This is a genomic window from Tenacibaculum sp. SG-28, assembly GCF_002954385.1.
Lineage (GTDB): Bacteria > Bacteroidota > Bacteroidia > Flavobacteriales > Flavobacteriaceae > Polaribacter.
The window spans coordinates 20967-43349 of record NZ_MQVY01000005.1; the positions used below are offsets into that span (position 1 = coordinate 20967).

20 protein-coding genes, 3 pseudogenes and 1 riboswitch are annotated in these 22383 nt (G+C 34.9%); of the genes and pseudogenes, 13 read left to right on the forward strand and 10 right to left on the reverse strand.

Annotated elements, in window-relative coordinates; translation table 11 throughout:
• The first annotated feature begins 17 nt into the window (after window positions 1–17).
• The 4 genes from msrB (at window position 18) to folD (ending at window position 3757) form a co-directional block, all read left to right on the forward strand.
• On the forward strand, window positions 18–482 hold the full coding sequence (gene msrB / locus BSU00_RS11295; protein WP_105004476.1) for a peptide-methionine (R)-S-oxide reductase MsrB: 465 nt from the start codon (window positions 18–20) through the stop codon (window positions 480–482).
• A gap of 43 nt (window positions 483–525) precedes the next feature.
• Complete coding sequence (locus BSU00_RS11300) at window positions 526–1059, forward strand: GNAT family N-acetyltransferase (RefSeq protein WP_105004477.1); 534 nt, start codon at window positions 526–528, stop codon at window positions 1057–1059.
• 393 nt (window positions 1060–1452) lie between these two features.
• Window positions 1453–2781, forward strand: coding sequence for a signal recognition particle protein (ffh, locus tag BSU00_RS11305; protein WP_105004478.1), 1329 nt, complete (start codon window positions 1453–1455; stop codon window positions 2779–2781).
• A gap of 94 nt (window positions 2782–2875) precedes the next feature.
• Window positions 2876–3757, forward strand: coding sequence for a bifunctional methylenetetrahydrofolate dehydrogenase/methenyltetrahydrofolate cyclohydrolase FolD (gene folD, locus BSU00_RS11310; RefSeq protein ID WP_105004479.1), 882 nt, complete (start codon window positions 2876–2878; stop codon window positions 3755–3757).
• Between the two features lie 78 nt (window positions 3758–3835).
• On the opposite strand, the pseudogene BSU00_RS11315 reads toward folD, so the two are convergent.
• Window positions 3836–6474, reverse strand: a pseudogene (locus BSU00_RS11315) (valine--tRNA ligase).
• Window positions 6475–6645: 171 nt separating this feature from the next.
• Between BSU00_RS11315 and BSU00_RS11320 the strand changes: the two are divergent.
• Complete coding sequence (locus BSU00_RS11320) at window positions 6646–7056, forward strand: DUF1573 domain-containing protein (RefSeq protein WP_105004480.1); 411 nt, start codon at window positions 6646–6648, stop codon at window positions 7054–7056.
• A 385-nt stretch (window positions 7057–7441) separates the two neighbouring features.
• Here the strand turns inward: BSU00_RS11320 and BSU00_RS11325 are convergent, their stop codons facing one another.
• The 8 genes and pseudogenes from BSU00_RS11325 to BSU00_RS11360 form a co-directional block, all read right to left on the reverse strand.
• Complete coding sequence (locus BSU00_RS11325) at window positions 7442–8566, reverse strand: efflux RND transporter periplasmic adaptor subunit (RefSeq protein ID WP_105004481.1); 1125 nt, start codon at window positions 8564–8566, stop codon at window positions 7442–7444.
• 16 nt (window positions 8567–8582) lie between these two features.
• Window positions 8583–9827, reverse strand: coding sequence for an ABC transporter permease (locus BSU00_RS11330; protein ID WP_105004482.1), 1245 nt, complete (start codon window positions 9825–9827; stop codon window positions 8583–8585).
• Between the two features lie 2 nt (window positions 9828–9829).
• A pseudogene (locus BSU00_RS11335) lies at window positions 9830–11057 on the reverse strand (ABC transporter permease).
• Window positions 11050–11763 carry an ABC transporter ATP-binding protein gene (locus tag BSU00_RS11340; protein ID WP_105004483.1) on the reverse strand — a complete coding sequence of 238 codons (714 nt, stop codon included), beginning with the start codon at window positions 11761–11763 and terminating at the stop codon, window positions 11050–11052. Before BSU00_RS11340 ends, BSU00_RS11335 begins: the two are co-directional and overlap by 8 nt.
• A gap of 256 nt (window positions 11764–12019) precedes the next feature.
• Window positions 12020–13087 (reverse strand): YncE family protein, encoded by a 1068-nt coding sequence (locus BSU00_RS11345; protein ID WP_105004484.1) that lies wholly within the window; start codon window positions 13085–13087, stop codon window positions 12020–12022.
• Between the two features lie 3 nt (window positions 13088–13090).
• Entirely contained in the window at window positions 13091–13732 is a 642-nt protein-coding gene (locus tag BSU00_RS11350) for a TonB-dependent receptor domain-containing protein (RefSeq protein ID WP_105004485.1), read from the reverse strand.
• Window positions 13733–13758: 26 nt separating this feature from the next.
• Window positions 13759–14013 (reverse strand): hypothetical protein, encoded by a 255-nt coding sequence (locus BSU00_RS11355; RefSeq protein ID WP_105004486.1) that lies wholly within the window; start codon window positions 14011–14013, stop codon window positions 13759–13761.
• Between the two features lie 89 nt (window positions 14014–14102).
• Window positions 14103–14990 (reverse strand): TonB-dependent receptor, encoded by an 888-nt coding sequence (locus tag BSU00_RS11360; protein ID WP_146104851.1) that lies wholly within the window; start codon window positions 14988–14990, stop codon window positions 14103–14105.
• A riboswitch (cobalamin riboswitch) is annotated at window positions 14987–15188 on the reverse strand. (Overlaps the previous gene by 4 nt.)
• A 220-nt stretch (window positions 15189–15408) precedes the next feature.
• Between BSU00_RS11360 and BSU00_RS11365 the strand changes: the two genes are divergently transcribed.
• From BSU00_RS11365 to BSU00_RS11375, 3 genes are read left to right on the forward strand one after another with little or no spacing between them, the layout of a single operon-like run.
• Entirely contained in the window at window positions 15409–16176 is a 768-nt protein-coding gene (locus BSU00_RS11365) for an adenosylcobinamide-GDP ribazoletransferase (RefSeq protein ID WP_105004488.1), read from the forward strand.
• Entirely contained in the window at window positions 16161–16694 is a 534-nt protein-coding gene (gene cobC, locus BSU00_RS11370) for an alpha-ribazole phosphatase family protein (protein WP_158254432.1), read from the forward strand. Before BSU00_RS11365 ends, cobC begins: the two co-directional genes overlap by 16 nt.
• Entirely contained in the window at window positions 16660–17811 is a 1152-nt protein-coding gene (locus tag BSU00_RS11375) for an ABC transporter substrate-binding protein (RefSeq protein WP_105004490.1), read from the forward strand. The genes cobC and BSU00_RS11375 overlap by 35 nt, the downstream gene beginning before the upstream one ends.
• Before the next feature lie 15 nt (window positions 17812–17826).
• Here BSU00_RS11375 and BSU00_RS11380 read toward each other — a convergent pair whose 3' ends face one another.
• Window positions 17827–18468: a protein-L-isoaspartate(D-aspartate) O-methyltransferase gene (locus tag BSU00_RS11380; protein ID WP_105004491.1), complete on the reverse strand. Its 642-nt coding sequence runs from the start codon at window positions 18466–18468 to the stop codon at window positions 17827–17829.
• Between the two features lie 183 nt (window positions 18469–18651).
• On the opposite strand from BSU00_RS11380, the pseudogene BSU00_RS11385 reads away from it, so the two are divergent.
• The 5 genes and pseudogenes from BSU00_RS11385 (at window position 18652) to BSU00_RS13740 (ending at window position 22354) form a co-directional block, all read left to right on the forward strand.
• Window positions 18652–19618, forward strand: a pseudogene (locus BSU00_RS11385) (Gfo/Idh/MocA family protein).
• A gap of 51 nt (window positions 19619–19669) precedes the next feature.
• A complete protein-coding gene (locus tag BSU00_RS11390; protein WP_105004492.1) occupies window positions 19670–20560 on the forward strand; it encodes a 3-hydroxybutyryl-CoA dehydrogenase in 891 nt (296 codons plus the stop codon).
• Between the two features lie 11 nt (window positions 20561–20571).
• The gene (locus BSU00_RS11395; protein WP_105004493.1) at window positions 20572–20934 is read left to right on the forward strand and encodes an aminopeptidase P family N-terminal domain-containing protein; all 363 of its coding nucleotides are present in this window, start codon (window positions 20572–20574) and stop codon (window positions 20932–20934) included.
• A 110-nt stretch (window positions 20935–21044) separates the two neighbouring features.
• Window positions 21045–21206 (forward strand): aminopeptidase P family N-terminal domain-containing protein, encoded by a 162-nt coding sequence (locus BSU00_RS14090; RefSeq protein ID WP_369820332.1) that lies wholly within the window; start codon window positions 21045–21047, stop codon window positions 21204–21206.
• Window positions 21161–22354, forward strand: coding sequence for an aminopeptidase family protein P (locus tag BSU00_RS13740; RefSeq protein ID WP_105004494.1), 1194 nt, complete (start codon window positions 21161–21163; stop codon window positions 22352–22354). Before BSU00_RS14090 ends, BSU00_RS13740 begins: the two co-directional genes overlap by 46 nt.
• The last annotated feature ends 29 nt before the right edge of the window (window positions 22355–22383 follow it).

Sequence of the window (22383 nt, forward strand, 5' to 3'; positions counted from 1 at the left end):
TTTATAAAAAGCATTACATGAAAAAAATAATCTCAATTAGTATTCTTTTGCTTGTGACTAGTATAACCACCCACTCGCAAAAGAAAAAATATAAAATCGAAAAGTCGCATAGCGAATGGAAAAAAATACTAAGTAATGAGGCATACTATGTGCTTAGAGAGGCAGGAACCGAAAGGGCATTTACTAGTCCATTCAACAATTTAAAATTGGCAGGAACTTATGTTTGTGCAGCGTGTAAAACACCCTTATACCGATCGGAGCACAAATATGACTCTGGTTCAGGATGGCCTTCTTTCGATAGGGAAATCGCAGGAAATGTTGAAAAAGATGTCGATTATAAAATAGGGTATGCACGAACCGAATTAAAGTGTAATTCTTGTGGTGGACATTTAGGACATGCCTTTAATGATGGCCCGCGGGAAACCACGGGAATGCGTCATTGTATCAATGGTGTAGCTTTGGAATTCGTTCCAAAAAATTAACATGTTATTTAAATATTAGACATCAAAATTGTAATTTTGATTTATGAGAGAAGTTCTATTTACTTCCGATCGTTTGCTATTTCGAAGTTGGAAAAAGGAAGATTTACAGAATCTAGTAACACTGAATTCGAATCCGTTGGTAATGAAATACTTCCCTAGGATTCTCCATGAAGAGGATTGCAAAAAATTTCTACATAGCATGCAAAAGCAATTGGAACAAAATAAATTTTGTTACTTTGCTGTAGAAGTTATCCAAACCAAGGAATTTATTGGTTTTATTGGTCTATCGAAACAAACCTACCCAATAGACTTTAATCCCTCTGTAGATATCGGCTGGCGATTACACCCGAAATTTTGGGGTAAGGGATATGCAACAGAAGGCGCAAAAGCTTGTTTACAATATGGTTTTAACCAAATAAACTTAAAAAAAATTTTGGCTGTTGCACCAATTACCAATAAGAACTCTATAGCTGTTATGCAGAAAATAGGAATGCAAAAAGTAAAAGAATTTGAGCATCCTTTACTGTTGGAATATCCAACATTAAAAAACTGTGTTGTCTATGAAAAAACCATCTGATTAGTTAGCGAACCTCTATTAATAAAAAAATTACGAGAACTAGGTAAAGGTTTATCTGTTACTATTGCAAAAGACAACTCGAATTCTTCGAGTGTATTAGAATAACTCAATGTAAAAAACCTTCGAGTACCTATTCTGGTAAACTGGTTGTTGTGACCTAATAGTTTTTAGAGAATTCACATCTCAATTAATTTTTTAAGATCTTTTTACCGCTGCAAAATTTATATGCTTATGAGGTATGGCTTCGGTATACAGATAAAGAACAAATAAATGGCATTTTTCGAGGTAAAAAAATAGATTGATTTTGTGCATTCTATTCCATAAAGAGGAATTGAAACCAAAAAAATCCCATCAAAATTCCTATATTTGTGCTTCCTAAAATGAAGCCGACACATGTTTAATAATTTAAGCGAAAAGTTAGATAAAGCGTTACATACGCTAAAAGGTCATGGTAAGATAACCGAAGTTAATGTCGCAGAGACACTTAAAGAGGTTCGAAGAGCACTGTTAGACGCAGATGTTAACTTTAAAATTGCCAAAGATTTTACTAAAAGAGTAAAGGAGAAAGCCATTGGTCAAGACGTTTTAACAACGTTAAATCCGGGCCAATTAATGGTTAAATTAGTAAAAGATGAGCTAACCGAATTAATGGGTGGTGATTCTGTTGGTATCAACTTAGGTGGTTCCCCAACGGTAATTTTAATGTCTGGTTTGCAAGGATCTGGTAAAACTACCTTTTCTGGAAAATTAGCGAATTATCTAAAAACTAAAAAATCAAAACAAGTTTTACTTGTAGGATGTGACGTGTATCGTCCTGCAGCGATAAACCAATTACAAGTTGTTGGAGAACAAATTGGTGTAGAAGTATATGCGGAAGTTGGCAATCAAAACCCAGTAGAAATTTCCACCAATGCCATACAACATGCAAAAGCCAATAGCAAAAATGTGGTTATCATAGATACCGCAGGTCGTTTAGCAGTGGATGAAGAGATGATGACTGAAATTTCTAACATTCACAAAGCAGTTAACCCACAGGAAACACTATTTGTAGTAGATTCTATGACTGGGCAAGATGCTGTTAATACCGCTAAAGCCTTCAACGATGTCTTAAACTTTGACGGTGTTGTTTTAACAAAACTTGATGGAGATACGAGAGGTGGTGCTGCTTTATCTATAAAGTCTGTTGTGGATAAGCCAATAAAATTTATTGGTACCGGAGAAAAGATGGATGCTGTAGATGTATTCTATCCAGATAGAATGGCAGACCGAATCTTAGGAATGGGAGATGTCGTGTCTTTAGTAGAAAGAGCGCAAGAACAATACGACGAAAAAGCTGCAAGAGAACTGCAGAAAAAAATTGCGAAAAATCAATTTGGCTTTGACGATTTCTTGAGCCAAATCCAACAGATTAAAAAAATGGGAAGCATGAAAGATCTTGTTGGTATGATTCCCGGGGCAGGGAAAGCATTGAAAGATGTAGATATCGATGATGATGCCTTTAAAGGTATCGAAGCTATAATTCATTCGATGACGCCGGCAGAGCGAAGTTCTCCAAATATTATAAATGCGAGTAGAAAGAAAAGAATCGCAAAAGGTTCCGGTACTTCGGTACAAGACATCAACCAATTGATGAAACAATTTAATCAAATGAGTAAGATGATGAAGATGATGCAAGGTGGTGGCGGAAGAAAAATGATGCAAATGATGCGCGGCATGAGATAAAATTTAAAAAGAGAAGTGTGACCACTTCTCTTTTTATTTTGACCATATAACAATAATATATTCAAACAATAACGCAACAATACAACACACAAAAATGATAGTACTTGACGGTAAAAAGACATCGGCAGATATTAAAGAAGAAATTGCATTAGAAGTAGCTGAACTGAAAAGAAAAGACAAAAAAGCCCCGCATCTCGCGGCAATAATTGTCGGTAATGACGGTGCCAGTTTAACCTATGTAAACGCCAAGGTGAAAGCTTGTGAACGTGTAGGTTTTGAATCGACCTTAGTAAGACTTCCGAAAGAAACTACAGAAGAAGAGTTACTCAATGAAATCGCGATTTTAAATGTAGACAAAGACATCAACGGCTTTATTGTACAACTGCCGCTTCCCGATCATATCGATGAACATAAGATTTTAATGGCTATTGCTCCAGAAAAAGATGTGGATGGATTTCATCCAATGAACGTTGGAAAACTTGCCTTAAATCTACCCACTTTTATCTCTGCAACTCCTTTTGGAATTTTAGAATTATTAGATCGCTACGACATCGAAACCTCAGGAAAAGATGTAGTTGTTATCGGAAGAAGCCATATTGTTGGTAGCCCGATGAGTATTTTACTCGCTCAAAAAAGAAAAGTTGGAAATGCTACCGTAACACTAACCCATAGTAGAACTAAAAATTTAGCGGAAGTAACTAAAAAAGCAGATATCATTGTTGCTGCCCTAGGGATTCCTGAATTTTTAAAGGAAGATATGGTAAAAGAAGGTGCTGTTATAATTGATGTTGGAATTACACGAGTTGCAGATGCCTCTAAAAAGAATGGGTTTAGACTTGTTGGAGATGTTGATTTTAATGGTGTCGCTTCCAAAGCCTCGCATATAACTCCGGTACCAGGAGGAGTTGGGCCAATGACTATAGCCATGCTTTTAAAGAATACCTTACTCGCTTTGTACCGACAAAACGAATCCTAATAAAAACGGTTTTATTAATACCCATAATACAAAAAAGACTGCCAATGAGAGCAGTCTTTTTTATAGTATACGTTGTGTTTAGGTTAAACTTGCTAAACTATTTTTAATCGTTTCAATTTTCGCAAGTGTATCCGACTCTTTTTTACGTTCTAAAACAATTACTTTTTCTGGAGCATTACTTACAAAACGCTCGTTAGAAAGTTTCTTTTGAATCCCTACTAAAAACCCTTCGGCTCTTTTCAATTCTGCTTGTAACTTTGCTACTTCAGCCTCAACATCAATATTATCTTGAGAAATTGGGACAAAATACTCATTAGTCTTAACTCTAAAGGAAGCCGCTCCATCCACTTTTTCATTGACGATAGTAATATCGGCAGTATTGGTTAATTTTTGAATAACCGAGTTAAAATCATCGTCGGTATTTTCACGATTAACTACAGCCAATTCAATAGCTTCCTTAAAAGGTATGTTTTTATCTTTACGAACCGTTCGAATCCCAGAAATTACAGCAGAAGCAAAATCAAACTTTTCAATGATTTTTTCATCTACTTCTTTTATTTCAGGATATTTTGCAATAATTAAAGCGTCCTGAGGAGTTCTTAGAGCCATCGTCTGCCACACCTCCTCAGTGATAAATGGCATAAATGGATGTAAAACTTTAAGGTTTTCCTCAAAAATAGCAATTACTTCATCATACGAACGTTTATCGATAGGTTTTTGGTAGGCAGGCTTCACTATTTCGAGTAACCAACCACAAAAATCATCATAAATCAATTTATAAATAGCCATTAACGCATCGCTTAAACGATACTTGCTAAAGTGATCTTCAATTTCAGTAAGTGTTTTGGCAAATTTGGCTTTGTACCACTCTAACCCTAAACGACTAGATTCAGGTTGTTCGATAGTATCGGAAACTTCCCAAATAGAGGTTAGATAAAAAGCACTCCACACTTTATTTCCTAGGCCTTTACCCTGTTGACAAAGCGCTTCATCAAACATTAAATCATTTCCAGCTGCAGAACTTAGTAACAATCCAACGCGAACACCATCGGCACTGTAATCTTCAATCAATTGTAGCGCATCCGGAGAATTCCCAAGAGATTTAGACATTTTTCTTCTTTGTTTATCTCTAACTAAACCTGTTAGATACACATTTTCGAAAGGTCTTTGCTCTTTGTATTCGTATCCGGCGATTATCATACGAGCTACCCAGAAAAATAAAATATCTGGTCCGGTAACTAAATCATTGGTCGGATAGTAGTATTGAATTTCTTTGTTTTCAGGATTTCTAATACCATCAAAAACACTCATTGGCCATAGCCAAGAAGAAAACCATGTATCCACAACATCAGGGTCTTGCTGCAAATCTTTCAATGCAAGAGAGGAATTACCCGATTTTTCTCGTGCCAAAGGAAGTGCTTCTTCTTTACTTTCAGCAACCACAAAATCATTTTTACCATCTCCAAAATAATACGCTGGTATTTGCTGGCCCCACCAAAGCTGTCTTGAGATATTCCAATCTCGAATATTCTCCATCCAATGGCGGTAGGTATTTTCAAACTTTTTAGGAAATAATTTAACGGCTCCTTCATCACCTAAAACAGCATCTATTGCAGGCTTTGCTAGCTTTTCCATTTTCAAAAACCACTGATCGGATAATCTGGGTTCAATAACTGCCTTTGTTCTCTCTGAAGTTCCAACTTTGTTGGTATGCTGTTCTATTTTTACTAAATATCCCTTTTCTTCTAACTCTTTAGAAATTTCTTTGCGAACCACAAAGCGATCTTTTCCCTCATAATGTAGGCCAAAAGAATTTAAAGAGGCATCAGCATTAAAAATATCAATAACCTCTAAATTATGCTTATCCCCCAGAACCTTATCGTTTTCATCGTGTGCTGGCGTAACCTTTAAACACCCGGTTCCAAATTCGATATCAACATATTCGTCTTCTATGATAGGGATTTCTCTTCCACACAAAGGAACCACTACTTTTTTTCCCTTTAAATGTGTAAAACGTGGATCAGTTGGATTAATACAAATTGCTGTATCTCCCAAAATTGTTTCTGGCCTTGTAGTGGCTATGGTTACCTTTTCCTCTGAACCAACGATATCGTATTGTAGGTAGTACAAATTCCCCTGACGTTCTTCATAAATTACCTCTTCATCCGATAAGGTAGTTTTCGCCTCAGGATCCCAATTTACCATTCGATACCCTCGGTATATAAGACCTTTGTTATACAAGTCTACAAAAACTTTAATCACAGATTCTGAAAGTTCAGGATCCATTGTAAAAGATGTTCTGTCCCAATCACAAGATGCACCGAGTTTCTTTAGTTGATCTAGAATAATACCACCATATTCATTTTTCCATTCCCAAGCATGCTTGAGAAACTCATCACGTGTAATACTATTTTTATCGATACCCTGTTCTTTTAACTTGGCAACAACCTTTGCTCGGTAGCAATTGAAGCATGGTCTGTACCGGGAACCCAACAAGCGTTCTTCCCCTGCAAACGAGCTCTTCGAATTAAAACATCCTGAATGGTGTTGTTTAACATATGTCCCATATGAAGAACTCCAGTGACATTTGGAGGAGGAATTACTATAGTGTACGGTTCTCTATCATCTACTTCAGAATGGAAGTAATTATGTTGCATCCAATAGTCGTACCATTTCCCTTCTACTTCTTTTGCGTTATATTTTGATGGAATTTTCATATGTTTTTACTATATTTAATGGTATAATTAGAAATGAAATTTATATTCAAAATCTAATGCGCAAAAATACAACTATCTATGAGCTATAGAAAAATAGTTGCTATTTTTTTAGTCTTAAAAAATAATTATAAATTTGCAATAAGGCATAAACCCCTAAAAACACATATCATTATGAAAACATTATTATCATTTGTAGCTATTATTTGCATATCCGTGTCTATAAACGCGCAAGAATTTAAGTTCGAGAAAGAAGTAATAGATTACGGAAAAGTAGCTTTAGGATCTGAAGGAAAAAGAGTTTTTGAATTTACCAATGTTGGTGACGAGCCTTTAATTATAAAAGACATTCGATCTACTTGTGGTTGTACGGTACCTAAGAAACCAGAACAACCAATAATGCCTGGTGCAAAAGGAGAAATTGAGGTATCTTACGACACCAAAAGACCAGGAGGCTTTTCAAAAGCGATTACTATCATTTCTAATGCTAAAAGTCAAAGAAAGGTTTTAAAAATTAAAGGTTTTATCGCCAAAAATGTAACACCTACGAAAGATAAGAGTTCGGTTACTGCTGGCAGTATTTAAAAACACCTTTTTACAAAATGCAAAAAAACTGAGATTAAAAATCTCAGTTTTTGTTTGTATACAGGACAACAAACCATTCGATTGTAGTAATTCGTCTATAGAAATTAGGTATGGTATAACTTTCAATGCAATACCAAATACCAGCATAATAAACAACAATTAACAATACCTGTATTACACAAAAAGGTTTGGCAACTTCGAAGAAGAGTAAATTACCTCTGTAAATACAACAACAACTTAATTAAAAATTACTGGCTCGGAAATTTGCGAAACATTTTATCACATGATAAAAATGTATTGCACGATGATTGAGCGTCAAAAAAAAACGTTTGCAATAAAATCCTTGCAAACGTTTTTTATAGAAAATAAACCTCAAATTAATGGTTTATTTATCGTCTTCTTTGTCTTCGTTGGAAGCTTTATTCCATATCTTAATTTCATCCTCTGGTGAAATACCTTCCAACACCTCAACATTAACACCATCGGACGTTCCTAATTTAAGTGTTTTCTTTTGAAATTCACCATTACCTTCATCACCTTCTCTTATTTCAACATATGGCTCTTCGGTATTTTTATCAAAACGTAATAAGGATTCTTTTATTGCTAAAACACTATCTTTCTTTTCCAGTACAATATCCGCATTTGCACTATATCCTGCTCGGATAAAGTACTTGTCATCTAGGGTTACATCGGCTTTAATTTTAAATTGTACTGCACCATTTTCTTCGGTTCCTTTCGGTGCTATAAAATTTAATACTGCTGGAAATTTTTTTGATTCAATAGCTCCTAAAGAAACTTCTATATTCGAACCTCTTACCAACTTACCTACTTCAGACTCGTCTACTTTACCTTCAAAAATCATCTGTGTCATATCTGCGACACGCGCTATTGTAGTACCTGCATTGAAATCGTTGGTTTGTGTAACCTGATACCCTTTTTTTACCGGAATTTCAACTACCATTCCTGAGGTTGTTGCTCTAATACTAGTGTTCGCAGCATTACCCAAACCAGATGTTGTTCCTCTTTTAATGATATCCAAATCCGATTTAGCATTGTATAAACTTTGTCTTGCATTGTTGTAATTCAATTCGGAATTCTCATATTCCTGTCTTGAAATAACCCCTTTATCAAATAAGCTTTTATTTCTATCAAACTGCACTTTGGCATTATCAAAAGATAATTGTGCATTTTTTACAACACCGTTGGCCCTATTCAGGTTAGAAACATTTGGAACTACTCTTACGGTAGCAATTAGATCTCCAGCCTTTACTATAGCTCCTTCCTCCACTACAATTTTATCTAAAATTCCAGCGATTTGTGGTTTAATTTCAACCTCTTCTAAAGGGATGACTTTACCAGTAGCAACAGCCTTTTTCTCGATACTTGTTATAAAAGCCTTTTCCGTTTCATAGGTAATTACACTTTTTTTATTTTTTTTGCCTAACCATAATAGAATGACTACAAATAGTATTACTATTGTTGATAAAATGATTTTTGCTCTTTTACTCATGATTTGTTAATTAATTTTATTCTTCTCTTAGTGCTTCAATTGGTTTAATTATTGTTGCCATATAGGCTGGTATTAGTCCTATTAAGGTACCTAATATTATAAGTATTGTAAATGCTATCAAGATAATCGGGATATTTACAGTTGGATTTAGTAAAACTGCATCTTCTCCATTACCTAGGAAAGAATCCATTAAATAGAGGACAACCCCTCCAAAAACAATCCCCAGCATACCCGCTATGGTAGTTAAAAATACCGACTCTAATATAATTTGTCTTTTTATACTAATTGGCGTTGCACCGATAGCACGACGAATTCCAATTTCCTTTGTTCGTTCTTTAACGGTTATCAGTAGAATATTACCAATCGCAAATACACCGGCAATTAAGGTTGCAATACCAACAAACCAAGTTAAAAATTGCATTCCTGTTAAAAAACCAGTAAACTTCGCAATTTGCTCTCCTAAATTAACACTTCCGAAAGCTCTTGAATCATCAGGATGCACCTTGTGAAGATTTTTTAGGGTTAGTAAGATATCTTTTTCCATCTGCTTGATATCCACACCTTCATTTGCAGTAATCATCATCCAATCAATTTTATCCGACCGGTTATACACTTTCTGAAATGTGGTAAATGGAATATATGCCGTATCTCCATCAATATTAATAGTACTTGAAGGCTTATAAACACCTACTACTTTATAATTTACATTACTGATTTTTATATATTGACCGATTGGTTTTTCGTTTTTATCGAACAATTGTTTGTAAATGTCCTCCGATATTACACAAACTTTGGAATTTTCAAGGATATCATTCTGATTGATGAATCTTCCGTATATTAATGCCTTTTTTTGTACTTGATCTACTTCCGGATAATCGCCACTTACTTTAAAATCTCCAGACTTGAAACCTTTAACTAACAAGCCCATTGTTTGGTTCCTTGGAGCAAGTAATTTTATTTCATCTTTATATTCCGACTTTAAAACATTTATATCTTTAAATGTTAATCTAAATGTTCTGCCTTTTTGAAATCCTTTAAATGGTCTATCAGTAGATTGTGTCCATACGAAAACACTATTGGTAGCAAAATCACCAAATATACTTTTAAAGTTATTTTCCATACCTCTTGCAGCGCCAAGTAACACCACAAGAATGAAAATACCCCATAAAACACCAATAATTGTTATACCTGTTCTGAGCTTATTCTTACGAATACTTCCATAAATTTCTTGCCAAGAATCTGAATCAAATAAAAATTTCATAGTTAATCTGCTCTTAATGCTACAATAGGTTTAATCTGTGCTGCCTTTTTTGCTGGCAAGTACAGCAATTAATCCTGCTAAAATTAATATTATTGTTGCTCCAATAACAATTCCAGGACTAACATGGGGATCTTTTATAAAGTATTTCTCTAAACTGTCCCCGATAGTACTTAAAATATAGGTTCCAAGGGAAAGCCCTAGATATCCTGCAATGGTAGTTATCAGTATTGATTCTTGAATTACCATACCGATGATTGAAGATGGTTTTGCTCCTAAAGCTTTTCGAATTCCAAATTCCTTTGTTCTTTCTTTAATAACAAAAATCATAATATTGCTAATCCCGATAATACCAGCTATTAAAGTTCCAGAACCAACAAAAACAACAATAAAGTACAATGCAAACATAAATTGATTTATTCCCTTATTAGCCTCTGCCATATTTCTTACAGAAAGTGCACTTTGGTCATCCGGGTGTATGTTCAATTTCTTACGAAGTTCACGTTCAATTTTATTACCGAAAGCTATTGCTTCATCTAAATTTAACTCTGGGTTGTATCCTAAATTTATTTGACCAATGTGATCATTATTTCCATATAACTTTTGAGCAGTGGTAACAGGCATATAAGTTAACCTCTCTTCGTTATCCCCTCCTTTATCTGAGAAAACACCCACAATAACATAGGAAATTCCATCAACATTTACTCGTTTACCAATGGCTGGCTTTTCTCCAAACAAATCCTTTTTGACTAATCTTCCAATTACAATAACTTTAGACTTATCCTCTAGATCTCTTAAATTAATGTACCTCCCTTCATCAATAATTGTCTTCTCTAAATATTGATGATCTGGATGAACAGCTCTTAGTTGGTAATTATTTTGTTTGTTTTTGTAGACTATATTTACATTTCGGTAGATTCTCGCAGTTGCGTACTGAATGTCATCCGCATAATTATCACCTACAAATTCGTAGTCTTCATTCTTTAATTGAATTCTTCTTCCGGATTGTAGGCCCTTATATGGCTTTGAAGTTTTCCAAACACGTACAAAAATAGAATTAGTTGCATCGTCTACGAAAGCTGTCTTAAACTGGTTCTGCAATCCAGTAACAATTCCAAACAATAAAGTAAATAATAAAATAGCAAACGCAATAGTAAAACCAGAAAGAATCGAACGAAGCTTATTTTTATTGATACTTTGAAATATCTCTCTCCATCTATCTAAATCAAACATAGTTGTGCGTTTTGATTTTACTCTTTCCAGAGTCAGTTAGTTCATCACTAATGATAATACCATCCTTTAAACGAACCACTCTATCCGTTTGCTCTGCTACTTCTTCTTCGTGCGTTATTACAAAAACAGTCATTCCTTCATCGTTAATCTCTTTTAACAAATCCATAACAGAATCTGTAGTGGTAGAATCTAATGCTCCCGTTGGTTCATCAGCTAAAACAACTTTTGGTTTTGTAACCAGAGCTCTTGCGATAGCCACACGTTGTTTTTGCCCACCAGAAAGTTCGTTTGGTAAATGGTTAGCCCAGTCTTTTAGACCCACTTTTTCTAAATAGCTTAAAGCGGTTTTAAGACGTTCTTTTCTGGGCATTCCTTTGTAATAAAGAGGCAATGCAACATTCTCAACGGCTGTTTTATAGGAAATCAAATTAAAGGACTGAAAAACAAATCCTAAAAATTTATTTCGTAAAATCGCTGCTTTCTTTTCGTTTAGATCTTCGATTAATTGCCCGTTCAAATAGTAATTTCCTTCGTCATGTACATCCAACAACCCAACGATATTTAGAAGGGTAGACTTACCAGATCCTGACGATCCCATAATAGACACAAACTCTCCTTCTTTTATGTGCAAATCAAGTCCTTTTAAAACGTGCAGTGATTCTTTACCAATCGGATAAGATTTGTGTAGATTCTCAATTTTTATCATTTTACAGTTGATTTTCTTACTAAAATAACCATCTTAAAAACAAATTAACTCTAATTTTATGTTAATTATACGGTCATTTTCTAATAGGACGTTATTAAAACAATTATGTTACAGAAAGTGAAGATTATTTTAAATAATTTTTTATTATTAGTGTTTAAATGTTGTCGAAAAGCAATAAAACTATGGTATAAATTAAAGAGGGCTCGCCAATGGCGAGCCCTAAATTCAGGAATTAAGTTAGCTTATTGATACTTTATTAATTGAAGTATATTTTAGAGGCACCTAAACCTACCTCTATTTCTTGCAGCATAGTGGTGCTCGACAAATCGTATATTTTTAACTTACTTTTACCAGAGAAATTGGCATCTAAAAGAAATAAATTATTATTTCTAGTTTCCATACCATATAAGTATCCTGCCTCTGCTGTCATTAATTTCGAAGATGGAAGTGCAGCAGCATTACTATTTAATGAAAATATATCGTTTCCTACGCTATAGTAGATATCATTCCCATCTATTGTCATTTGTGATGGGTGCTCTCCTTCATTAAAAACGAGCTCTTTTTCTACTATACTACTTGCGGTATTAATAAATGAAATAGCACCTAAGGTATGTCCTGATATATTCCAGTTTGCATCGTAAATTGTTTTTCCTTCTGATAAAACAACTAAATCTCCTGCACCATTTATAAATAATTCATCTGGTAAATCTTTAACCTCAATTTCTTTTTCCACCTGATTAGAAGTTAAATTTATTACAATAACTTTATTATTTGATCCAAACGCTCCTTTGTGAGAAACAAATAACTTATTGTTAGCAGAAACAATTCTTTCTGGCCCTAAATCAACACTAATAGTTTCCTCTACTTGTAGTGAAGATAGATTTACTACTGCCACAAAATCATCGTCATTGTTATCAGTAGCTCCCCAATTGGTAACATAACCTTTGTTTCCAACGATAGTCATGTATCTCGGTGTATCTAACCCTAATGTAATAGCTCCTACTTTTTCAAAAGTATACCTATTTACAACAGAGATAGTATTTTGATTATCTGCAATAATATAAGCTCTATCCGAATCAAAACTAACGGATTGCACATATTCTCCTAATTCTTCGTTATTTACAGTACTGTAAATATTATCATTTACAGTAGCATAATCATTCGAAATAAATGAAACGGAACCCGAAACTGAAGAGGATCCTTCACCACTTACTAAAATTCCATTTTCATAATTACCTTTTGGCCCATCTGGTTCATCATCACTACACGAAATAAAGATAGAACTAGCTAAAAAACATGCCATTAAAAATTTACTTACTCTCATTTACTAAAATTTAAAATTGATATTAAAATTAAAATTACGAAGCGGCATAGGTCTTCTAGGTAAAACCACATATTCCTCTTCAAAAATATTATTTATTCGTAACCCCATGGTTATTGTACTTTTTAAAGAACTTTGCAATCTGTATTCCAAGATAGAATTGACAATAAAATAATCCGCCACTGTAAGATAAACATCATTATCTTGCGTGGTAAAAACTTCACCATTATATAAGTTTTGAAAAGTTAAAGACCATTTGTCTTTTGTTATGGATATATTTGCGTTGAGCAAGTGTTTCGGTACAAAGGATAGGTATTTATCAAGACGAAGATCTTTCGCTATTGTATAACTGTAATTAACTGCTGCATTCCAGGAGAGTCCAAAAAATGTATACTGAAGTTGTAAATGTGACTCTATGCCTCGATTTCTTGTTTCGTCTATATTTACCGGTACCCAAATACCAGGTCGCTGCGAGTCTCCTGATGGTGTCCAAACTATCTTGTTTTTTGTGTTAATTTCATAAAAACCTATATCAAAACGAATTTTATCCCTTTTATATCCAAAACCAATTTCTCCTTGTTTTGCAGTTTCCGGTATAAGATTTTCATTACCTTGACCAGGCCAAAACAAATCATTATAGGTTGGCACTCTGTAATTTTTAGAGCCATTTACTCTTAAATAAAAATTGCTAGTAGGTTATATTTTAACCCACCAGAATATATGAATGGAACATCGTAGTCGGAATTAAAATCTTTTCTAACTTTTACATTATACGATATCTTCGACCATATGTTTTGTTTGAAAATTAGATATTGAGAAATCTGTTTGCGGTTTCTTGTTTGAATTTCATCCGTTTCTCCAAATGCATTTTCTAACTCGGTATACCATGATATCGATGCATCTATGTTCGGGAGTTGTCTATCGAACAAATATAAAAACAGGTACCTCCTAGATTGTCCAAAGTTACCTGAAATAGAGTTCTTATTTGGATAATAATTATATTTTTGTGTTAGGAATCCTAGACTGAACTCATGACGTGTTTTCTTTCCTTCAATGCCGTATTTAAATAGTTTCTACTGTATGAATCTTGATACTGCTCCTCTGCAGCAAGAGGATTAGGCAATGTACCCGAGAAACCTCTTTTTCCATTAAAACTAGAACTGTACAGTTTGATTTCTGATCTTTCACCAATACGATAGCCCATACTCAAGTTCATTGCATAATTTTCATATGCTCCGTTTGTGTTTCGAAATTGGGTTTGGAATAATTTAAAATCATTCTGCGACGAATTTCTTGACAGCCCGATATTTATGTTAGTTTTAGTATTTGAAATCCTAGATTTCAACAAGGTATTATAAGTATTAAAACTTCCTGCACTGAACACTATGCCAGTTTGAATTTGCTCTTTTTCACTATAGCTGACCACATCATTTAAATGGATGGTACCTCCAATTGCTCCCGAACCAAATTCAATGCTTCCTCCTCCTGCTCTAATGTCAATACCATCAAATAAATTTACATTTATAGCATTAAAACCTGTTTGCCCATTGTTAATAGAATTAATATTTACACCGTTCCAAACTACAGCAGTATTTGATGCACTAGTTCCCCTAAAACTAACTGAGCTCGTTCCTCCTTTTCCATATTCTTTCAGGTATATGGCACTATTAAAACGTAATAATTCTGTAAAAGATTCTGTGTTTCTGGCTATCGTCGAATCAGACAAATGTGAAATATATTGTCCAACAGAGGACATTTGTAATCTTTTGGGTGCATCGAGAACAACCTCATCTAACCAATTAACAATGGTATGTTGTTGGCCAACAGCCGCTAAAGACTGCAGAAGCAAAATAAGTAAAGAAGCTCTTACATACATTTCTAAATAACTTTTATCCCGAAAGTTCAAATTATCTGAAAATTGGCAGGTCTCCTGGCTCGCGTCTTGTAATTTACCTTCCCATTAATAAAACAGTGGTTTAAAGAATAATTACAAGCATGATAGCTTACAGTTGCGGGAACAGCTTCGGACTTACACCGAATTCCCTTTTAATCTTCCGAAGACAAAACTACTTCTTACGGAAAAACCAAAATTCTAGGCAAAGTTATGAGAATATTATAAACAAACAATAAAAACCAAAACAATTTATGAAAAATTATCAATTATGGTTTATTTCGTAAATTTTTAAACACAGGTAAAAAACATCAACATATTTACCCACAATAACTTAAGTTTTTTCAATGATAATTTTAAATATAGGTTTCTTTACATTAATAATATATGATTATTTTTAAGCCTTCTTAGAATGTTCCAAAAGCCGTTTAATATGAAAAAAGAAGTCCATTATTTTTTAACTGCCGTATTGTTCTTTACCAGAATTCCGTGTCCTAAATGGGTAGATCATTCTGCGGATATACTAAATAAAAGCAGTCGATACTTTTCTTTGGTTGGCCTATTAGTAGGTGCAATAACTGCTGTATCCTATTACACTGCAACCTTATTGTTTCCTGGTGATATTGCTATTGTTATCAGTATGACCACTTCGATTTTGGTAACCGGTGCTTTTCATGAGGATGGTTTTGCAGATGTTTGTGATGGTTTTGGAGGTGGATGGACCAAGGAAAAAATTTTAACCATAATGAAAGATTCCCGCCTAGGCACCTTCGGAGTTACAGGATTAATTGGAATTCTTGGCTTAAAATTTTTACTATTACAGCACTTAGAGAAAACGAGTTTTTCGTTTGTAACCATACTCGTAGTTGGCCATGGAATAAGTAGATTTATCGCGACAATTTTATTGTATACCCATGCGTATGTTAGAGATATCGACAGTTCTAAAATCAAACCGACTACCAAACAAATGAGTGGGAAATCATTGTTTATTTCGGGGCTTTTTGGCATCCTACCTTTGGTGTTTTTTCAAAACGCTAAGGTTGCACTAGTGCTTCCGTCATTATTTATTACCTATTTATTGATGGGGCGTTATTTTCAAAAATGGATTGGTGGGCAAACCGGAGACTGTGCAGGTGCTTTACAACAGGTTGCAGAAGTAGTATTTTATATAAGTTTGTTAGCGCTATGGAAATTATTTTAGTAAGACATACCACTCCTGAGATAGCAAAAGGAATTTGCTACGGACAAACCGACCTTGATGTTGCTGCGAGTTTTGAGGAAGAAATTAAACCCATTTTACAAGCAATACCTATTAATGATAGTTCTATTAGTTATTACAGCAGCCCACTGCAACGCTGTGTAAAATTAGCCAAAAAGCTAAGCAATACCATTAGTTATGACAATCGTTTACTAGAATTAAATTTTGGAGAATGGGAATTACAAGCTTGGGATCAAATAGATCCAAATGTACTAAATCCATGGATGAAAGATTTTGTAAATATTGCCCCAGAAAACGGAGAATCGTATGCTGCATTACACAAACGAACCAAAGCTTTTATTAACGATCTAAATAAAACAAACACAGAAAAAGCAGTGCTTGTAACTCATGGTGGTGTTATAAGAAGCATATGGTCGTACTTTAAAAATATCCCTCTAGAAAAATCATTTGATATAACAGTAAATTATGGACAAATTATCAGTATTAAAACAAATTCTTAAACCCGTATTGTATGCACTGTGTATCAGTGCATCTATAGTTATATTCGGATGTAACTCTACAGTTAAAGAAATAAACAAAACAAAGGAAACTACTTCGAAAACCATAAAATATGCAAAAGGATTCGATATTATAACTACAGATAATAAGAAACAATTAGTAGTCCACAGAGCCTTTCAAAATTCTAAAGAAAGTATAACCTATACCGTAAATGAAACAGGTAGTATGGAACCCGGAGAGATAAGCGTTCCTGCGCAAAAAATTGTGGTTACCAGCACCACCCATATTCCTATGCTAGAATTATTGGGTGCTGAAAACACTCTTGTTGGCTTCCCACACACCAAATACATTTCTTCCGAAAAAACACAAGCAAGGATTGCAGCAGGTAAAATAGTAGATTTAGGTATGGAACAAGACATAAATACTGAAAAATTAATGGCGTTACAACCAGATCTTGTTGTTGGGTTTTCCCTACAGTCTAACAACAGACTTTATGAAAACATATCTAAAGCACAAATACCTATTCTATTCAATGGAGATTGGCTGGAGGAAACACCATTAGGAAGAGCGGAGTGGATAAAGTTTTTTGGAGTTTTATTAGGAAAAGAAAAAGAAGCCGATAGTATTTTCAATACCATCGAAAAAAACTATCTAAATGCTAAAAAAGTAGCAAAACGAAATAGCATCACTCCCAAAGTAATGTCGGGAAGTATGTTTAAAGACGTTTGGAATGTTCCTGCAGGAAAGAGCTTTATCGCAACCTTCTTTAAGGATGCTAACTTAAATTATGTATGGAAAGACACCGATGGTACAGGGAGTTTACAGTTGAGTTTTGAAAGTGTTCTCGAAAAAGGAAAAGATGCTGAATATTGGATTAATTGCGGAATCTATGAAACTAAAGAACAATTACTAGCTGCCAATATTAATTACGCTGAATTTGAGGCTTTTCAGCAAAACCAGCTCTTTACAATTGCTAAAAAAAGAGGAAAAACCGGTGGTTTAATTTTTTATGAATTATCTCCTGTTAGACCAGATTTAGTATTACAAGACTTTATCAAAATAACTACTCCAACCGCACTTCCAGATTATGAATTAACCTTTTTTAGCAAGCTAGATTAACTAAAAAATATAATACTAATTCTTCTCCCTAAGCATCGGGACAAAACGAAAATCACCGAGCTCGTGCTTCTCAAATTCTACAGGTGATTTACGAATAAAAAGGGTCATGACTTGTGCACCATCTCCAATAGGAACCAACAACTTCCCACCTACTTTGAGCTGTCCTAAAAGAGCTTTTGGAAGTTCTGGTGCACCTGCAGTGACAATAATTTTGTCAAAAGGTGCCTCCTTTGGTAGGCCTTTATATCCATCACCAAAAACAAAACGTTTCGGTTTGTACCCAATTTTAGGTAAAAAAAGGGATGTTTTTTTAAACAATTCATGCTGTCTTTCAATGGTAAATACCGTGGCTCCTAATTCTAACAGAACTGCAGTTTGGTATCCAGAACCAGTTCCTATTTCTAATATTTTATCTCCTGGTTTTACCTCTAATACTTCTGTTTGAAAGGCTACTGTATAGGGTTGAGATATCGTTTGATCAGCAGCAATTGGAAAAGGTTTATCCTGGTAGGCATGAGCCTCAAAACCACTATCCATAAACAAATGCCTTGGTATCTTTTTAATTGCTCCAAGTACCGTATCGCTCGATATTCCTTTGGCTTCTAACACACTAGCTAACTGATTTCTAAGCCCCTTATGTTTGGTTGTATCTCTCACGCAGACTATTATTTCAAAGGCCTAAAAGTAGTAATAAATATGTATAAAATTGTATCTTTGTTGACGTTGATTTTTTTAAAATCACGAACTATAAGGTAAAACTTTCATTACGAGAGTACAACATTCCAAATGCAAATACCATTGGAATTTTATATGACTTCGTAACATAAAAATGGATAAAATATGCTAAAAGCTGGAGTTTTAGGGGCAGGTCACCTCGGAAAAATACATCTTCGTCTACTACAACAATCTGCAAAATACGAATTGGTTGGTTTTTACGACCCAAACCTAGAAAATGCAAAAAAAGTAGCAGATGAATTTGGATATACTTTATTCACCTCTATTGAAGAATTAATAGATGCAGTAGACGTGGTCGATATTGTTACTCCAACACTTTCCCACTTTGAATGTGCCAAGCAAGCTATCGAAAAAGGAAAACATATTTTTATTGAAAAACCAATTACCAACACCGTACAAGAAGCAGAAGCGATTCGAACGCTCGCAAGCCAATACCACGTGATAGGTCAAGTAGGACATGTAGAGCGATTTAATCCTGCTTTTATAGCAGCAAAGGATAAAATTGAAGCCCCTATGTTCATCGAAACCCATAGATTGGCAGAATTTAACCCAAGAGGCACCGATGTTCCTGTGGTGTTAGATTTAATGATTCATGATATCGATATCATTTTATCGGTAGTAAAATCGAAAGTAAAAAAAGTACATGCCAGTGGCGTATCCATCATATCTGAAACCCCAGATATAGCCAATGCAAGAATCGAGTTTGAAAATGGTTGTGTAGCCAATTTAACCGCTTCGAGAATATCGATGAAAAACATGCGTAAATCGCGTTTTTTTTCAAAAGGATGCCTATATCTCTGTTGATTTCTTAGAAAAAAAATCAGAGGTAGTTCGCATGAAAGATGTTCCGGAAAACCCCGACGAATTTGCCATGATTCTTCAAAATGCAGAAGGGATAAAAAAGCAAATATATTTTGACAATCCTACCGTGACGGAGAATAATGCAATTCTCGACGAATTAGAATCCTTTGCAAGTGCTATCGTAAACGACACCACACCAATTGTGTCTTTACGACAAGGAACGGAAGCTTTGCGTATCGCACAACAAATCATAGATTGCTTTGAAAATTAATAGAATCTTATCAAAACGAACATAAACTAAAAAACAAATAAACTAAAAGGAATGAAAAATATAGCTGTTATTGGTGCAGGAACTATGGGAAATGGTATTGCACATACCTTTGCGCAGTTCGGATATAATGTGCATCTCATTGATATTTCGCAGGCTGCAATTGATCGCGGTATCGCAACCATCACTAAAAACCTAGACAGAATGGTAGCGAAGGAAAAAATCAGTTCGGATGACAAAACAGCCACCTTAGAAAACATACATACTTTTACCTCGATTAAAGAGGGAGTTGCTGGTGTAGGTTTAGTAGTAGAGGCTGCAACGGAAAATGTAGATTTAAAATTAAAAATATTCAAAGATTTAGACGACAATTGCGATACAGATACAATTTTAGCAACAAATACATCGTCTATTTCCATTACACAAATAGCTGCAGTTACAAAACGCCCTGAAAAAGTAATTGGAATGCACTTTATGAACCCAGTTCCTATTATGAAACTTGTGGAGATCATTAGAGGGTATAGTACATCGGATGCGGTAATGGAAGTTATCGTTGATTTGACTAAAAAGATCAAAAAAGTACCTGTAGAGGTAAATGATTATCCAGGGTTTGTTGCCAATCGTATCTTAATGCCAATGATTAACGAGTCTATTGAAACACTTTACAATGGCGTTGCAGGAGTTACTGAAATAGACACCGTAATGAAATTAGGAATGGCACATCCAATGGGACCTCTTCAGTTGGCTGATTTTATAGGGCTAGACGTTTGTTTATCTATTTTAAATGTAATGTACGAAGGATTTAAAAATCCAAAATATGCTCCTTGTCCATTATTGGTAAACATGGTAATGGCAGGTAAATTAGGTGTAAAATCTGGAGAAGGTTTCTACGACTATAAAGAAAGTAGAAAAGCCGAAAAAGTAGCAACGCAGTTTTCTAAATAAAACTAACGATAATGATTACGCAACGATTACAGGCGTTAAGAGATTATATGGCATCTAAAGATTTAGATGCCATTATTATTCCATCCACAGACCCACACCAATCGGAATACGTAGCACCGCACTGGAAACTAAGAGAGTATTTCTCTGGTTTTACCGGTTCAGCAGGAACCCTGGTTATAACCAAAGAGATTGCTGCCCTTTGGACGGATTCTAGATATTTCTTACAATTTGAGGATGAATGTAAGAACTCCCCGGTTACCTTGTACAAACAATCTATCCCACATGCTCCAGAACACGTAGCTTGGCTGTGTAATTTATTACCTAAAAGGCCATCATTGGTATCGACTTTAAGCAGTTTTCAAAATCGCAAATAGATTATATCCTAAATTATGCAAGCCCTAAAAATATAACGCTAGCAAATAAAAAAGATTATGCCGATGAAATTTGGATAGATAGGCCTGAATTACCAGATACAATTATTACAATTCACCCTTTCGAATTTACAGGAGAAACCACCCAACAGAAACTTCAAAAAGTACAAGAGAAAATTGCTCAAGAAGAAGGAGCTTACTATTTTTTTTCTTCTTTGGATGAAATTGCATGCTATTTAACATCAGAGCTCGCGATATTGAATTTACGCCATTAGTGACTGCATATGCACTAGTTGGAAAAGAAAAAACCATACTTTTCTGTAATAAAAGTAGAGTTAGCGAAACTGCAATAAAGGCCTTCTTAAAAATAAATATTCACATTCAAGAATACGACCAGATAACCGAGCATTTATCGGGAATTTCTGAGGATAAAACCATACTAACCGATGCTTCTAGTTTAAACTATGCTTGTTTTCACGCTTTCTCAGGACATTTTAAATATCAAAACTCTGTGGCCAAAGTGTTGAAGGCAATAAAAAACACCACCGAAATTAACGGCGCAAAGGCCTGCATGATAAAAGACGGTGTTGCTTTGACTAAGTTTTTCATTTGGCTAGAAAAAAAACTTAAAACAACTTCTATAAGTGAATTTGAAATTGGTAAAAAGCTAGCATCTTTTCGCCAACAGCAAGCGTATTATACCGGGGAATCTTTTGCAGCCATTGTAGGGTATAAAGGCAATGGCGCTATCATACATTATACGGCACCTGAAGAGGGCTCTGCTATGGTTCGCAACGATGGTATATTACTTATAGATAGTGGCGGACAGTACCAAAATGGAACCACCGATATAACCAGAACAATTTGGTTGGGTGGAACGCCAAGCAGCGAGATAATCACTGCGTACACAAATGTATTAAAGGGTTATATTGCCCTAGAAGAGTTACAGTTCCCTAAAGGAACAACCGGCGCTCAAATAGATGCTTTTGCACGCATGCACCTTTGGAAAAACGGTTTAAATTATCCGCATGGGACGGGACACGGTATTGGAAGTTTTGGCATGGTACACGAACCTGAACAAGGTTTTACTACTAGTGCTACTACAGCGAGAGGAACAGCTCCGCATTTAGCCCAACAACTTACTACCATTGAACCTGGCTGTTACGTCGCCGAATCCTTCGGAATAAGAACCGAAAATGTAGTGCTTTCTAAAACAGTGCAGCAGACTAAGTTTGGAGAATTTTTAGGATTTGAACCAATAACCCTGTGCTATATCGACACCCAGTTGCTAGATATGGAAGCACTATCAACTACCGAAATACAATGGCTAAACAACTATCACAACAAAGTATTCGAAGAATTAGCTCCTCAATTGAATAAGGAAGAGCGCGAATGGCTTGCGGAAAAATGTAAGGGTATATAATTGCAAAAGAAGTCTTAGCAGACTTCTTT

What these genes read in the sequence shown, in the direction of transcription:
- msrB (WP_105004476.1), top strand. Translation starts at nt 18, where the DNA reads ATGAAAAAAATAATCTCAATTAGTATTCTTTTGCTTGTGACTAGTATA.
- BSU00_RS11300 (WP_105004477.1), top strand. Translation starts at nt 526, where the DNA reads ATGAGAGAAGTTCTATTTACTTCCGATCGTTTGCTATTTCGAAGTTGG.
- ffh (WP_105004478.1), top strand. Translation starts at nt 1,453, where the DNA reads ATGTTTAATAATTTAAGCGAAAAGTTAGATAAAGCGTTACATACGCTA.
- folD (WP_105004479.1), top strand. Translation starts at nt 2,876, where the DNA reads ATGATAGTACTTGACGGTAAAAAGACATCGGCAGATATTAAAGAAGAA.
- BSU00_RS11320 (WP_105004480.1), top strand. Translation starts at nt 6,646, where the DNA reads ATGAAAACATTATTATCATTTGTAGCTATTATTTGCATATCCGTGTCT.
- BSU00_RS11325 (WP_105004481.1), bottom strand. Translation starts at nt 8,566, where the DNA reads ATGAGTAAAAGAGCAAAAATCATTTTATCAACAATAGTAATACTATTT.
- BSU00_RS11330 (WP_105004482.1), bottom strand. Translation starts at nt 9,827, where the DNA reads ATGAAATTTTTATTTGATTCAGATTCTTGGCAAGAAATTTATGGAAGT.
- BSU00_RS11340 (WP_105004483.1), bottom strand. Translation starts at nt 11,763, where the DNA reads ATGATAAAAATTGAGAATCTACACAAATCTTATCCGATTGGTAAAGAA.
- BSU00_RS11345 (WP_105004484.1), bottom strand. Translation starts at nt 13,087, where the DNA reads ATGAGAGTAAGTAAATTTTTAATGGCATGTTTTTTAGCTAGTTCTATC.
- BSU00_RS11365 (WP_105004488.1), top strand. Translation starts at nt 15,409, where the DNA reads ATGAAAAAAGAAGTCCATTATTTTTTAACTGCCGTATTGTTCTTTACC.
- cobC (WP_158254432.1), top strand. Translation starts at nt 16,161, where the DNA reads ATGGAAATTATTTTAGTAAGACATACCACTCCTGAGATAGCAAAAGGA.
- BSU00_RS11375 (WP_105004490.1), top strand. Translation starts at nt 16,660, where the DNA reads ATGGACAAATTATCAGTATTAAAACAAATTCTTAAACCCGTATTGTAT.
- BSU00_RS11390 (WP_105004492.1), top strand. Translation starts at nt 19,670, where the DNA reads ATGAAAAATATAGCTGTTATTGGTGCAGGAACTATGGGAAATGGTATT.
- BSU00_RS11395 (WP_105004493.1), top strand. Translation starts at nt 20,572, where the DNA reads ATGATTACGCAACGATTACAGGCGTTAAGAGATTATATGGCATCTAAA.
- BSU00_RS13740 (WP_105004494.1), top strand. Translation starts at nt 21,161, where the DNA reads ATGCTATTTAACATCAGAGCTCGCGATATTGAATTTACGCCATTAGTG.